Raw genomic sequence first — 14,084 nt, 5'->3', positions numbered from 1 at the left:
ACCGCTATCCTAGTGCGGCTTTGTTGGAGAGATGGCCGAGTGGTCGAAGGCGCTCCCCTGCTAAGGGAGTATAGGCTCAAAAAGCTTATCGAGGGTTCGAATCCCTCTCTCTCCGCCACCCCACCCAAAGCAGTCGACAGTGATTCATCGAGGCTAAGAGTTAACCAAGCCAATTGTCGATGAGACTGTCGCTATCTACTATACTTATCCTGTAGTCCTCTATCCCATCAGATATCAGATCAGTCATACCTGAGTAGCCGCTCGTCTCCAATGACGAGCAAGCATGCAGCGCTTTAGGAGGAGAATGCATTGAAGTTCGCGCACCCTCGACCGCAGATGCAGCGCTCCAATTGGACCTCGCTCAACGGAGTCTGGCGCTTTCGCTACGACGAGGCGCGTACTTTTACTCACCCCTCTCAGATAGAATCCTGGCCGATGGAAATCATCGTGCCGTTTCCACCCGAATCCGAGGCAAGCGGAATCGGTGACCGCAGTTTTCATTCACTCTGCTGGTATGAGCGCGATTTTGATTTCGAGCCCTCCTCGGAGCGGGTAATCCTGCATTTCGGTGCCGTGGACTACTCCGCAAAGGTATGGGTCAACGGTCGTTTTGCCGCCAGCCACGAAGGGGGGCATACTCCATTCTGGGGGGACATCACCCCTCTGCTCGATCCATCCGGAAAACAGAAGGTGACGGTACAGGTGGAGGACGATCCGCACGAGCTGGCCAAACCGCGTGGAAAGCAGGATTGGCAGCTCGAGCCTCATGCCATCTGGTATCCCCGTACCACTGGCATCTGGCAGATGGTCTGGATCGAGCGGGTATCCGAAAATTACATTGAAAAGATTCGGTGGACGCCCCAGGTCGAGATATATGCGATAGGCTTCGAAGCGCGCGTAATAGGAGAAGAGGCCGACGAACTGGCAGTAGACGTATGCTTGCGCCACGGGGAGCAGTTGCTCGCGCATGACCGCTATCGGGTAGTCGAACGGGAAGTAGACCGCGTCATCATATTGTCTGACCCTGGAATTGATGATTTTCGTAATGAGTTGCTATGGAGCCCGGAACGTCCCACCTTGATCGATGCTGTTGTACGACTGATGCGGGGCGAGGAGGTGGTCGACGAGTTCATCTCCTACACTGCAATGCGTTCCGTCAACATCCTGCGCGACCGCTTCATGCTGAACGGTCGTCCCTACACGCTGAGGCTCGTGCTTGACCAGGGCTACTGGCCGGAGACGCTGCTGGCTGCGCCAAGCGACGACGCCCTGCGAGGCGATGTGGAACTTGCAAAGGCAATGGGCTTCAACGGGGTGCGCAAGCATCAAAAGATAGAGGACCCGCGCTATCTTTATTGGGCGGACAGGCTCGGGCTGATGGTATGGGAAGAAATGCCTTCCGCATATCGCTTCACCCGCAGCGCCATCAAGAGGATGGTGCGGGAATGGACGGAGGCCATCGAGCGGGATTACAGCCATCCCTGCGTCATTGTATGGGTACCTTTCAATGAATCCTGGGGAGTACCGGAACTTACCGCGGTCCGTAAACAGCGGCACGCTGTCGAGGCACTATATCACTTGACCAAAACCCTGGATGCGACGCGCCCGGTAATCGGCAACGATGGATGGGAAAGCAGTGCTACGGATATCATCGGTATTCACGATTATGACGCAAACATTGAACATCTGCGCCAGCGTTATGGCGCCGAAATAAAACCTGAACAGTTGTTCGACCGTCGGCGCCCGGGGGGGCGGATTCTCACCCTTGATGGCTACCCGCATCGAGGCCAGCCGATCATGTTAAGCGAATTCGGGGGGATTGCTTTCGCCAAGTGCCCGCAACCCGGCGTCGAGCATACTTGGGGCTATACTGTTGCCCACGCCGAAGAGGAATTTGCGCGTATGTATGCCGAGTTGATGCATACAGTGATTCATACGGCTCTCTTCAGCGGCTTTTGCTATACCCAGTTTGCCGATACCTTTCAGGAAGCGAACGGACTGCTGTGCGCGGATCGTACTCCCAAGATTCCCATTGAGCAAATCGCCCGCGTCACGCGCATCTCGCCCACCTATATACCCGGGGGTGTTTAGGTGTATTCGCTTGAGCTCACCAAGCCGGATGGCCGTCGGCTGATTCTGTATTCCCGGGAGGCTATTAATCCTGATATCGTTGCGCCCAGCCCTTTCACGGAGCCGCTGAACGCGTATCCTCACCTCAGATGGCACCCGTTACGCGGAGAGTGGGTGACGTATGCAGCGTATCGGCAGGGGCGGACGTTCCTGCCACCCCCTGAATATAACCCGCTCGGCATAACAACTGATCCGTCTCACCCTACCGAAGTGCCTGCCGGAAACTGGGATGTGGCTGTCTTCGACAACCGTTTCCCGTCCCTGGGGCCAATAGGAGACCCTCCCTCGCTTATCGTGCCAAGCGCGCCGGCTGTAGGGCATTGTGAGGTAGTAGTTTTTACGAAAGACGCCAAAGCTTCGCTGGGTGCCTTGTCGCTCGCTCACATCGAATTATTGATGGAAGTATGGGCAGAGCGTACCGCTGTGATGGCGCGGCGAGAGGATATTGCATATGTACTGCCATTCGAGAACCGGGGTGCGGAGGTTGGTGTAACGCTGCATCATCCCCATGGTCAAATCTACGCCTACCCCCTGGTGCCGCCTGTCCCCAGCCGCATGCAGCAGGAGGCACAACACTACTATGAAGCGAGGGGAAGTGGGGTGCTGCAGGACTTCATTATCGCGGAGCGGGAGGCGGGTGTACGCATGCTTTATGAGGGTGAACACGCTGTTGCCTTCGTCCCGGTATGCGCGCGTTATCCGTACGAAGTCTGGCTTGCCCCGACGGAACCGGTTGAAAGCTTTGTCCACCTCACGCCAGATCAACGGTTAGACCTGGCGCGGGCATTGAAAACGGTTCTGCTCAAGTATGATGGCCTCTGGCAGAGGCCTTTTCCCTACCTGATGGCGTGGTACCAGGCCCCGGTTGATGGAAAAGCCCATCCCGAAGCGCACCTGCACGCAGAATTCTACCCCCCCTATCGCACCCGTGAGCGGCTCAAATATCTTGCAGGAACTGAAATTGCAGCAGGCTTCTTTGCGATGGACGCGTTGCCTGAGGAAAAAGCGCGCGAGCTTCAGCAGGTAGAGGTTACTGTCGAATGAATATATTCCGCCGTTCTTCCGGCAATCGATCCGGAATTTGCTTTGAGGCTCGAAATCGGAGAGACAGGCAACGCAACCCGGATTTTATGGAGGCGGGGTGAGCAGTTTCGAGTCTGTATTTGGAGATTCGCCTGAGTTTGTGGCACGCGCCCCAGGCCGCGTTAACCTGCTGGGAGAGCATACTGACTACAACGGAGGTTATGTACTGCCGATTGCAATCGAGCAGCAGACGAGTGTCAGCATGAGCCATAGCAACAGCAAGCAATACGCATTGTATTCGGAAATGCTCGATGACATCGTTTACTTTACTCTCGGCAAATCTCCAACTGAGCACTTCGCCACCTACGTATATGGATGTTTGATGGAAGCTCGCGCGGTTGGGATGAAGGTGCCGGTGCTGGATATCTACATTCAATCAGATGTGCCGATGGGAGCAGGGCTATCCTCCAGTGCAGCGCTTGAGGTAGCGACGTTGCGAGTCCTGCGTGCGCTGACCGGTTTCCCCCTGGATGATGTGCAAATCGCACAACTTGCTCAGCGCGCAGAAATCCAGTACGCAGGAGTGCGCTGTGGCATCATGGATCAGATGGCATCGAGCCTTGCGGGAACCAGAGAGGCCTTGCTGCTGGATACCCTTACGCTTGAGCGGCGCCTGGTTCCCTTACCGCCTGCTTCGGCTGTGCTGGTACTTGATTCAGGCGTTGTCCGCACGCTTGCGACAAGCGGTTACAATCAGCGCCGGACAGAGTGTGAAGAGGCGGCACATCAACTTGGAGTGCAATCACTTCGCGAAGTCCATGACATTTCACTGGCGGACGCTTTGCCTGAGCCGCTGGGCCGCCGGGTACGCCATATCGTAAGCGAGAACGCGCGCGTGCTGCGGGCGGCGGAATGCAACAACGCCGCGGAGTTCGGGATGCTGATGAACGCATCCCATACCAGTTTGCGCGACGATTATGAGGTCTCGGTTCCCCAACTTGATCAATTGGTGACCCTGCTTCAGGCTCATCCTGATGTTTATGGAGCGCGCTTGACAGGAGCAGGCTTTGGAGGCGCGTGCGTCGCCTTATGCAAGCCGGAGTCCTTGCATCAGATTTCCGAAGCGGTGCTGCAAGATTATTCAAGCATGGGCTTGAAGGGACGCATCCTTGTGCCACCACATTGGGTCGATAGAACTGCTACTGTAGGGGGAGGTTCAGCATCTTGAGCTTTCTGTTTTTTTGAGAATGGCCATGCAAAACCAAGATGGCTTGATGCAGGCAATGGTGCTGGATGCGCCCCGAGAAAAGGTTCAAGTGCGCCGTATCCCGCGCCCCCGGCCGGGTCCTGATCAGTTATTGATCGAGATTGCAGCGTGTGCAGTCTGCCGCACCGACCTGCACGTAGTGGACGGTGAACTGCCTCATCCGAAACTGCCTATTATCCCGGGGCATGAAATCGTTGGACGCGTAATTGCACGCGGAGCGGATGTTCGGGATTTCGCAGTGGGAGACAGGATCGGTATTCCCTGGCTGGGCTGGACATGCGGTCATTGCCGCTATTGTCTCGAGGGACGGGAAAACCTGTGCCCGAATGCCAGATTCACCGGTTATCAGATCGACGGCGGTTACGCGGAATATACGGTCGCAGACGCCCGCTATTGTTTTCGCATTCCGGACCGTTATAGCGACCTGGAAGCTGCCCCGCTGCTGTGCGCCGGATTGATCGGCTACCGCGCGCTCAAGATGACCGGCAATGCCGAACGGGTAGGTATCTACGGCTTTGGCGCCGCCGCCCACATTGTCGCTCAAATTCTGCATTATCAAGGGTGCAGACTTTTTGCATTTACACGCCCCGGTGATGCGGCCGCCCAGGAATTCGCCCACAAGATGGGCGCAGACTGGGTGGGCAGTTCGGATACGATGCCCCCGGAAGAACTCGATGCGGCGATCATCTTCGCTCCGGCAGGAGCTCTTGTGCCTATCGCTCTGCGCGCTGTTTGTCCCGGTGGAATCGTCGTCTGCGGAGGAATTCACATGAGTGACATTCCCGCTTTTCCTTATGACATCCTGTGGCGGGAAAAACGTCTGGTTTCCGTTGCCAATCTTACCCGTCAGGATGGTGAGGAATTTTTAAAGCTGGCAGCGCAAGTGCCAATCCACGTGACTACGGAATCCTTTCCGCTCGGCGAAGCGAATACGGCTTTGACAAGATTGCGGGAAGGAAAGCTGACAGGCGCGGCAGTGCTCATTCCGAAAAAAGGGAACGTTTCCCTCCCCTGAGGCGGAATGGATTTCTGGCGTTATGCTGGGTGGATACCGCTGCGAGTAGCGGGTATTGCTGCCCATACCGTCAGACGACCTTTTGCCCCGTCCTCCCTAAACCTTCTCCCTCTCGACTTCACGCTTTCCTCCCCTATGCGCCAGGAGCCCTTCATCCCTGTTCGCCCTGAGTCTCGATCATCGAGAGATCGAGCCTCGACTCGTGCTCGGGGTCAGATTTGTCGAAGACACGAACGCCATCAGGATAAATCCGTCAAAGACCGCAGGAAGGTAAACAGAAATGAGTCAGAGGGCTGGAAATCCGGGGTCTGGAAATCCTTTTCGTCAGCCCCAAAGACCGCAAGCCCCACAGTTTGTTACAATCATCGTTTTGCGTCATTCCGAACCCCTTTCTCAATCGCTTGATGAACAAACGAAAAATCCTCGTCACCTCGGCCCTCCCTTATGCCAACGGCAGCATCCATCTCGGCCATCTGGTGGAGTACATCCAGACTGACATCTGGGTTCGTTTCCAGAAAATGCAAGAGCACGAGGTCCATTATGTTTGCGCCGACGACGCACATGGCACGCCGATCATGCTTCGCGCAGAACAGGAAGGCATCACTCCGCGACAGCTGATAGACCGCGTATGGCATGAGCATAAGACGGATTTCGATGGTTTCCATATTGGCTTCGATCACTATTACACTACCGATTCGCCCGAGAATCAGGCGTTTTGCGAAGATATCTACCGTCAGCTCAGGGCAGGGGAGCTGATTGCCAAACGTTCGGTGGAACAGTTTTATGATCCGGTCAAGCAGATGTTTCTGCCGGATCGGTACATCAAGGGCGAATGCCCCAGATGTCATGCCGGAGACCAGTATGGAGATTCCTGTGAGGCTTGCGGAGCCACCTATCTGCCAACCGACCTGATCAGTCCCTACTCTGCCGTCTCCGGCGCCCGACCGGAGCGCCGCACTTCGAATCACTATTTCTTCAAACTTTCGGATGTGCGTTGCGAGGCTTTCCTCAAAAACTGGATTTTTGAATCCATCCCGGCTCAGCCCGGCGTCGCCTTGGAAACGAGACCGCGACTTCAACCTGAAGCTGCCAATAAAATGAACGAGTGGCTTTCAGCGGGTCTCGTGGACTGGGATATCTCGCGGGATGCGCCCTATTTCGGCTTCCCTATTCCACGTACCGGCGGAAAGAAATTTTTCTATGTCTGGCTGGATGCGCCGGTCGGTTATTTCGGCAGTTTCAAGAATTACTTCAAGCAGAACCAGCGAACCCAGGCCGAGATCGATGAATTCCTCCGTCCTGGTGGCAATACGGAAATGGTGCATTTCATAGGGAAGGATATTCTCTACTTTCACGCCCTGTTCTGGCCGGCGATGCTGGAATTCTCGGGATATCGCACCCCTACTCAGATTTATGCTCACGGGTTTCTAACCGTCAACGGCCAGAAAATGTCCAAATCCAGGGGGACTTTCATCACTGCTGAGAGCTATCTGAAGCAAGGACTGAATCCGGAATGGTTGCGTTATTACTACGCTGCCAAACTCAACGACAGCATGGAGGATATCGATCTCAGCTTCGAGGATTTTGTCGCGCGCGTGAACAGCGATCTGGTAGGGAAATATGTCAATATCGCCAGCAGATGCGCAGGGTTCATCACCAAAAAATTCGGGGGCGAGCTTACACACAATGTTTCGGAAGCGAGCCGGAAATGGTTCAATCAGTTTCTTTTTTGCGAACTGGGAGAGGGAGATACTTTTCTCGGCCGTCATATGTCCATCGCAAATTTCTATGAACGCAGGGAGTACAGTAAAGCGATCAAGGAAATCATGTCGGCGGCCGATGTGGCCAACCAATATGTGGATCGGATGAAACCCTGGGTACTGGCGAAAGACAGCAGGAACGACAGGGAATTGCATGAAGTATGCAGCGTCGCGTTGAATATGTTCCGGATGCTGACGGTGTATCTGAAACCTGTGCTGCCGAAGCTTGCAATGGAAGCGGAGCAGTTCCTGGGACTAGATCCTCTTACATGGAAGGATGCAAACTCGCAGCACAGGTTATTGCCGGACGGACATCGGATCAATGATTACCAGCACTTGATGACCCGGATCGATCCGAAGCAGATCGAAATGCTTACCCATGCAAACAAGGAAAGCCTGGCACCCGCAAAGTCACAGCAGGTTGCACAAGCTGTAGAAACCATGGAAAAAAACTCTTCCACCACACCCGCCCCGGCAAAAGAAGGAGAAGCAGGCCAAGCCAGCGCGTCGACCATCTCCATCGAGGATTTCGGCAAGATTGATCTCAGGGTCGCGAAAATCCTCGATGCGGAGCACGTGCCGGGCGCCGACAAGCTGCTCAAGCTAACCCTGGATGTCGCTTCGGAACAGCGAACAGTATTTGCAGGCATAAAATCAGCTTATGATCCCGGACAGCTCAAGGGACGCCTCACGGTCATGGTTGCCAACCTCGCACCGCGCAAGATGAAATTCGGTATATCCGAAGGAATGGTACTGGCTGCGGGAGACGGTGAAGGCCCTTATCTGCTTTCTCCCGATGAAGGTGCGCGCCCCGGAATGAAGGTGAAATAACGAGAATGAATTCCTGAACCTGACGAACCTGGCGAAGTGTGACCGGAATTGCAGCTCAAGGCTTTTCCGCCTCGAACAGTATGGCCTGCATTGGATAACGCGTAGGGCGTGAGCCATACTCTCTTTTCAGTGCTTCCGCCAATGCCGCGATTATATCCTCCGGCTCCACTCCGCCCCGCTCTCTGATTTCCTCGATGACGGGACTGAACACCAACCCTCGCGCGAAGGTCCGCACATCCAGAATATCGTGTTCCCGTCCCTGAACCGAGATGACAATCCGCTCGAAACCTGATTGGATAAGCGCCTCCTTGATGGGATCGATCTCGAATGAGGAAACGGGAGCCTCAAGGAATCTGGGCGGGTTTAGTGGAAAGAACTGCTTCAGCACTTCGAAAGCCAGACTGGCAAAGGGATTATAGCGCCGCGAATCCCAGACGCTGAACAAGTAGCGCCCTCCACGCCCCAATGTCCGGTATGCCTCGCGAAATGCCGTATCTTTATCGAAGAACATCACACCGAACTGGCAGACCACCGCATCGAACGCCTCATTTTCGAAAGGCAATGTCGTAGCATCCGCAACCTGGAACGTGACCTGCTCGTGGGGAAGAAACTTTGCGCGCGCGACGTCCATCATGGAATCGCTGATGTCGACTGCCGTAAGCAGCGCATCCTTGGGGAGTACGTTACGCAATTGGCCGGGTGACTATTCCCGTCCCTGCCGCGATTTCAAGCATGTGGCGGACTGATCCTTCGGTTGCGCGCCTTGCGATGTCAATAGCATAGTGCTCGAAAAGCACGGGCCCGAGATCGCGATCATACGCAATGGCGACATCGCCAACATAACCTGCCATTCCGGGAATCCTCCGGTTGTATTTATTTAAGTAGTCGGAGTTTTCTGAAAGCCTGATAAAGAATTGCCGCCACCATCAGAACGAACATGGGCCAGAATTGAGCAACACCCTCGTACCATGGCGTTCCCACGGTGATGGGGATTTCCAGCGTGAAATCAGTCTGATTCCGATCCTTGCCGGATAGATAAAGCCTGTATTCCCCCAATTCGGCGATACGCAATACCTGGGTAATGGTGCCGGACTCGTACGTTCTCGAAGGAATCGCCAGCAGTGTGTTCGATGGCATGCCGCCTTCCATTTTTGTAAGCGCCATGGTCAGCAGCCATTCGCGCGCCGATTCCGGATAAAGAAGATCAATCGTGACATCCAGAACTCCGGGGCTGGGTATTTTTCCGCACAGGACAGGGACAGACATCGCGCCTGTTGCGTCTTCAGGGATTTCATAGTCTCCTGGGATGAAATAACCCGAATAGCCGATGACCAGGGAGTCGGACTCTATGGTGCATGTGCCTCCGCGAAAACCCTTCGGATAGGTGTTTGACTGATCCCCCTGAGAGCTCACGTGAAACTGCAAACCGACTGCCACGATAACCGCGAGAGATCCGATCAGAGCCAGAAAACGCCGCATCCCTGTCGATAAATTTGCCCAAATGCTATCCATTGACTTCTCCCGTAATTCGACTAAACCGGTTCCATGGAGGCAGGCGCAGCGGATGATGCAGAATTCTCCGCTGGAGAGAGGGTATACTCCATACAGCGTAGAATGTCCTCAGCGGCAAGCCGTGCGATATAGGCGGGCTGGCTATTTTGAGTGACCATAGCGGTTACGATCGCACCTTCGATGATCAGGCCCAGTTTCTGAGTGAGCATATCGGGATCCTTGGCTCCGCTTTCCACAACCAGTGACCTCAGCCGGTCAATTATTTGATCCCGGTACGCACTGGCTATATCCTTTACCCAGCGGCTATCCTTTTCGTGTTCCGCTACGGCATTGATGAATACGCAGCCAAAGAAGTCTTCTTTTGCGAACCATTTCTCCAGCAGATCGAACAGGGCCAGGATGCGCTCCCGGGGGGAACACTTGAGATGTGGCAGGTCCAGGTCGAACCAGTGAAACCACATGTTCGCTTCCGTATCGAACACCGCCTTGAGCAGATTTTCCTTTGAGCCGTAGTGGGTATAGAGGCTGGCGCGTGCCACACCCGCTTCCTCGAGAATCCGCGTAACGCCTGTCGCATGGATCCCGGCACGGCAGAACAGGCGGCGCGCGGCCAAAAGCAGTTTTTCCTCGATCGATTTGCGAGCTTCCTTCATCGGCCTATTCCTCCAGGATCTGCATGGATTGATGGGGTTTTGCTCGGCCCGGGACGCTCCCCTCTGCTAATTGTTTCCTGATTTTTCTCGCGATCCTGCCAGCATCCAGGCGAATTTCCCGTGTTGCCCGCAACCGGTCGACATCAATTCCATTCACGCATTTCACTCTCATTATTCACCTCCATCCAGAGTGCCATCAAAAACAGACCGATCAGTCTGATTTTATTCTATGCCCTCAATAAAGACATTACAAGAGGAATGGATATGAATTTTCCAAAGATAGGATTTAGCTGATTCTGGGAGAGGAAGAAGTCCCCAAATGGAAGGAAAAGCTGAGAAACTTGTGGGCAACCTTGCAGCACAAATAGTGCCGGCGCCGATCCTAAAAGGAAGACGAACTGGTTGGCTACGGCTTCCAGGCCTCGCTGAAAGCGATCTTTACGACTATGCCCTTAAAGCCAATCCCAGCCGGCCCAGACGGGACGAGTGCAGGGAGTAGGCGTTAGGCGTTCAGGCGATGCGGGAGGAGAAAGAACAGATTAGTGACGATGAGGGGGCGTAGCGTAAACAGGAAGAAGCGATGCTCAAAAAGCAGTTGAAAAGAAAAGGAGAAAAGGGAACAGGGATTAGATCGGATTGGTAGCGTAGTTATTGCCTTAAGCAACTTGTTTATAATTATCTGAGAAGGTGAATCCCTTAATCCTTTAATTCCTCCTTTTCTCTAGTGGCATGGCGGCAGAAATCAGGAAGCAGGGAGTTGGTACAAACACGAGTCAGTCGGCTGCAGGTCTGCGCCAAGGCAATAAGGAAGAAAAGGCCCGGCGGTGAGCCGGGCAAAGGAGAGTCCACTACATCATAAACCCAGGTCTCAAAAGAAGGAGAAAGAGCCCGGAAGCGGCAGTGATGGTAGCTACTAACCGCATGGCTATCATAGCTCAGCAGTAAAGCTTCCATCGGCCGATTAGAACCGGATTTTTGGTGCTTATTTTTGGTGCTTATTGTCGGAAGAGTGGAGGGCAACAAAAAACCACCAGAACGGGTTGCCAGATAATAAGATACAGGATTCCCGGCCCCTCAAATTGATGTAAATCAGTTATGAGGCATTCGCAAGTTCGGGTGCGGAAACCCCCAGATGGTTATTAGCCGTTTTGGGCGACAACCAGGGAGTGAAAGGGTAGAGAAACAGCCAGTACAGTACAATAAAAAAACTACTCATCGGACAAGGGGACGTTCAGTGTCCTGGCTTTTGCTTCGACTGCCGTGGAAGTCCTGCCGAGCTTCAATGCGATCCGTCTATGCGGAATCCCTTGTTTTGCCATGATCTCCAGTATCTGGATGTCCTCTGACGTCCATGGAGTTCCAGCGTTGCATAACCGTTTTCCCTGATCACTTTGACGTCGATCGCTACGTCGCCTATCGGAGATTCTGCGTTCCGGATGGTATGGAAGAGGCCGCGATGAATGATCGTCTCTACATACCGTGGCCACTATTTTTTCAGCTAGCGGCCTAACCGAGGATTGCTGTTTTTGGGAAGTGCCATCTTCCGCGAGAATTTGTAGCAACCCAAAAAGTTCCCTTTGTCTCTTGGGGGGCAGTGTGGCAAGAACCTTGGTGAGTATCTGGCAGGACTGATGAAACTCTTCATCTGACAGATTTGAAACGTTCGAATCTTGTTCCTTCTCGAAGCTGATTTTCTTCTTTAAATTTGCATCATTTTCCATGATTCGTCTTTGTTTATCCTACCCCTAAAATTCGGGACGATGCGAACTTACCGTGTCCAGCTCTGATATGACACAAACCGGATCAGCAAGCCTCGGTATAGGGCAGTCTCAGTGAGGAGAATTGATTGCAGCGTAAGCAAGAATGTGGGCCCGACAGTAAGTCGGGGTGAATCCCACATTGAAGTCAATCATATTTCACTTATGTGAAATAGAAAGGGAGAATATAGGGGTAATCCCATTGCTGTTATGAGGACGGGGGAAATGGCGTTCTTCTTTCCTGGCTAAAGCTGGATTGGACGCAGTAATGCATATCTCTCTAACCTGCCAGAGGGAAGCAGCAGCGTCATCCGCGCCGTCACCCGAATCACGGCGATTTAAACCGTTGCTCGTCTGCAATTCAAAGACAGGAAAAGAAGACCAGTAATTCAAGGCTGGATGGGTTCAATAAAAAGGCCCGGACGAACGCCGGGCCAGGGGTGAGTTTACCGCAATCGCTTCCCTGTTTGGAGGAGAGAAACGAGTAGGTAGAATAACAATACAAGAGAGGTTTTACCGTTAAATACTTAACGTATGGAAACAAAAAATACCGGTTCAGCAAATCGGCTACGAACTGGAGCCGTGGGTTCCAATCCTGCCGGACGCGCCAGTTCAAGTAGTATAGTCAGTCGCCTATGTGCTATTGCGCTAGGCGATTTTCTTTTCAGGGTGCGAAGTGCAGGAATTCTGCATGAATCGGTTCCGCACCCTCTGTAGCCGCATCCAACAGTGAGTCGGTTTCGGGAGCAGTGCGTTGTAATATCCCCTTTCCCGTACTCCAGAGACTCTGCAGCTGAGGGCACTCCTGTTGCCAGAACCACAGGACCGCTTGCATAGGATGCGGCATGCCCTCCCACTGAAAGCCGGAGGTCGATGAATGAGACTGTTTTGCAAGGAAAAACAAAGTACTCGAATGGAAGCAGCAAGTCCGAGGTACGTGTTGGCCTTTATCCCACCATCCTTTCCTGAGAACTGATCGCATACCCTCGGCACCTTGATCACTTTCGGCCCTGCTTGATAAAGCCGAGAACCCGCGTCTTGTTTCCCTTGTACCAGAGTCCAGGATGTACTGAAGTCCAATAGCGATATGGCGTGCTTTAAGTAAGATGACGTCCGGTTCTACTGTTGTCTTTTCAATATGCAGGGGGGAGTATGAATAAGTTTCTTCACAACACAATTGTATCGGGAATTTTTGCGGCGGCTGTATCGGCTACTCAGGCTGCACCGGTTTATATAACTGCCGATTTCTCCGGGGGGATTCTCGCCACGGGTGGGCTGGCTAACAGCCTGGGCTTGCAGGGAACCAATACATGCAGCGGCTGTGCCGCCGGCAGCGTCAGCGGCAGTGTATTATTCGATCAAAGTCTCATACCCGGGAGTGGTACTGGCACGCTGAACATTCCACTCGCAGAAGTTACCGGCGCATCAAGCAGTACTATCTTCAGTATAGAATTCGGGAGTTCTCCCCTGGAGTTCGAATTTGGAGATGCGAATATTTTAGGAGGTCCGTCCATACGGTTCGAGAATGGCGTATTCAACGGGTTTTTCTTCGTAAAGGATTTTGTGGTCAACGGAAAAACTTATGAACTCAACATGCAGGGTGCGAATTGGACCATGAGTTGGTTAAAAAGCAATTCCTCTTCGGATCTTGTTGCATCCGGGTATCTGAACGTAGGTAACCAGGGGTTGGCGAACCAGACTTATTTTGATCGTATACCGGCTCAATTGCCCGATGGCACAGTCCCGGAGCCTACTGTCCTCGCGCTTGTCATGATCGGCATTTTGAGTATTTTTACGGTACGCGTGAACAGACGCACAGGGAGCCCGGTTTAGTACGCTTTATCATTACACAGTTTGTTGCGGCACATATGCAGAACCTGATGCCGTATAAAGTTGTGAACGGACGGAATGCAACAGGTTCTCTCATGAACGGTGGTCTGGATCTTACGGAGAACGGGTAAATGAAACACAGTTCTGGCTGCCGCATTGGTGCTGTTCGCTGCCGCTGGCTGCAAACCTTCCACCCCGGAAGCACCTTATCCGTCGGCCTACGGGAAAGTCATTACTCCCGACCATGAGGTCCCGAAAGAGCATCAGGATCCTCAGGAAAAAACATGAGAAAATTTTGGTGAGGGA

10 protein-coding genes and 1 tRNA gene are annotated in these 14,084 nt (G+C 53.4%); 7 read left to right on the top strand and 4 right to left on the bottom strand.

Annotated features, from left to right (window positions below):
• Window positions 1-25: 25 nt before the first annotated feature.
• From NMUL_RS10150 to metG, 6 genes are all read left to right on the top strand, one after another.
• Window positions 26-118: transfer RNA gene (locus tag NMUL_RS10150), tRNA-Ser, on the top strand.
• A 191-nt stretch (window positions 119-309) separates the two neighbouring features.
• Window positions 310-2,091 (top strand): glycoside hydrolase family 2 protein, encoded by a 1,782-nt coding sequence (locus NMUL_RS10145; protein WP_011381255.1) that lies wholly within the window; start codon window positions 310-312, stop codon window positions 2,089-2,091.
• A complete protein-coding gene (gene galT / locus NMUL_RS10140; RefSeq protein ID WP_011381254.1) occupies window positions 2,092-3,174 on the top strand; it encodes a galactose-1-phosphate uridylyltransferase in 1,083 nt (360 codons plus the stop codon). It abuts the gene before it with no gap.
• A gap of 97 nt (window positions 3,175-3,271) precedes the next feature.
• Window positions 3,272-4,381, top strand: coding sequence for a galactokinase (gene galK, locus NMUL_RS10135; protein ID WP_011381253.1), 1,110 nt, complete (start codon window positions 3,272-3,274; stop codon window positions 4,379-4,381).
• Window positions 4,382-4,406: 25 nt separating this feature from the next.
• Window positions 4,407-5,435 carry a zinc-dependent alcohol dehydrogenase family protein gene (locus NMUL_RS10130; protein WP_202944820.1) on the top strand — a complete coding sequence of 343 codons (1,029 nt, stop codon included), beginning with the start codon at window positions 4,407-4,409 and terminating at the stop codon, window positions 5,433-5,435.
• 404 nt (window positions 5,436-5,839) lie between these two features.
• Entirely contained in the window at window positions 5,840-8,026 is a 2,187-nt protein-coding gene (gene metG, locus NMUL_RS10125; RefSeq protein WP_011381251.1) for a methionine--tRNA ligase, read from the top strand.
• Window positions 8,027-8,081: 55 nt separating this feature from the next.
• Here the strand turns inward: metG and NMUL_RS10120 are convergent, their stop codons facing one another.
• Genes NMUL_RS10120 through NMUL_RS10110 form a run of 4 tightly spaced genes read right to left on the bottom strand, consistent with a single transcriptional unit; the run spans window position 8,082 to window position 10,191 of the window.
• The gene (locus NMUL_RS10120) at window positions 8,082-8,717 is read right to left on the bottom strand and encodes a class I SAM-dependent methyltransferase (RefSeq protein WP_202944819.1); all 636 of its coding nucleotides are present in this window, start codon (window positions 8,715-8,717) and stop codon (window positions 8,082-8,084) included.
• Window positions 8,710-8,877 carry a ubiquinone/menaquinone biosynthesis methyltransferase gene (locus NMUL_RS16190; RefSeq protein ID WP_011381249.1) on the bottom strand — a complete coding sequence of 56 codons (168 nt, stop codon included), beginning with the start codon at window positions 8,875-8,877 and terminating at the stop codon, window positions 8,710-8,712. The genes NMUL_RS10120 and NMUL_RS16190 overlap by 8 nt, the downstream gene beginning before the upstream one ends.
• 22 nt (window positions 8,878-8,899) lie before the next feature.
• On the bottom strand, window positions 8,900-9,538 hold the full coding sequence (locus NMUL_RS10115; protein ID WP_011381248.1) for a hypothetical protein: 639 nt from the start codon (window positions 9,536-9,538) through the stop codon (window positions 8,900-8,902).
• 20 nt (window positions 9,539-9,558) lie between these two features.
• On the bottom strand, window positions 9,559-10,191 hold the full coding sequence (locus NMUL_RS10110) for a TetR/AcrR family transcriptional regulator (protein ID WP_011381247.1): 633 nt from the start codon (window positions 10,189-10,191) through the stop codon (window positions 9,559-9,561).
• 2,909 nt (window positions 10,192-13,100) lie between these two features.
• On the opposite strand from NMUL_RS10110, the gene NMUL_RS10095 reads away from it, so the two are divergent.
• The gene (locus tag NMUL_RS10095; protein ID WP_011381244.1) at window positions 13,101-13,781 is read left to right on the top strand and encodes a PEP-CTERM sorting domain-containing protein; all 681 of its coding nucleotides are present in this window, start codon (window positions 13,101-13,103) and stop codon (window positions 13,779-13,781) included.
• Window positions 13,782-14,084 lie beyond the last annotated feature (303 nt).

This window comes from Nitrosospira multiformis ATCC 25196 (assembly GCF_000196355.1).
Classification (GTDB): Bacteria; Pseudomonadota; Gammaproteobacteria; order Burkholderiales; family Nitrosomonadaceae; genus Nitrosospira; species Nitrosospira multiformis.
This window is presented reverse-complemented; position numbering and strand designations above follow the sequence as displayed.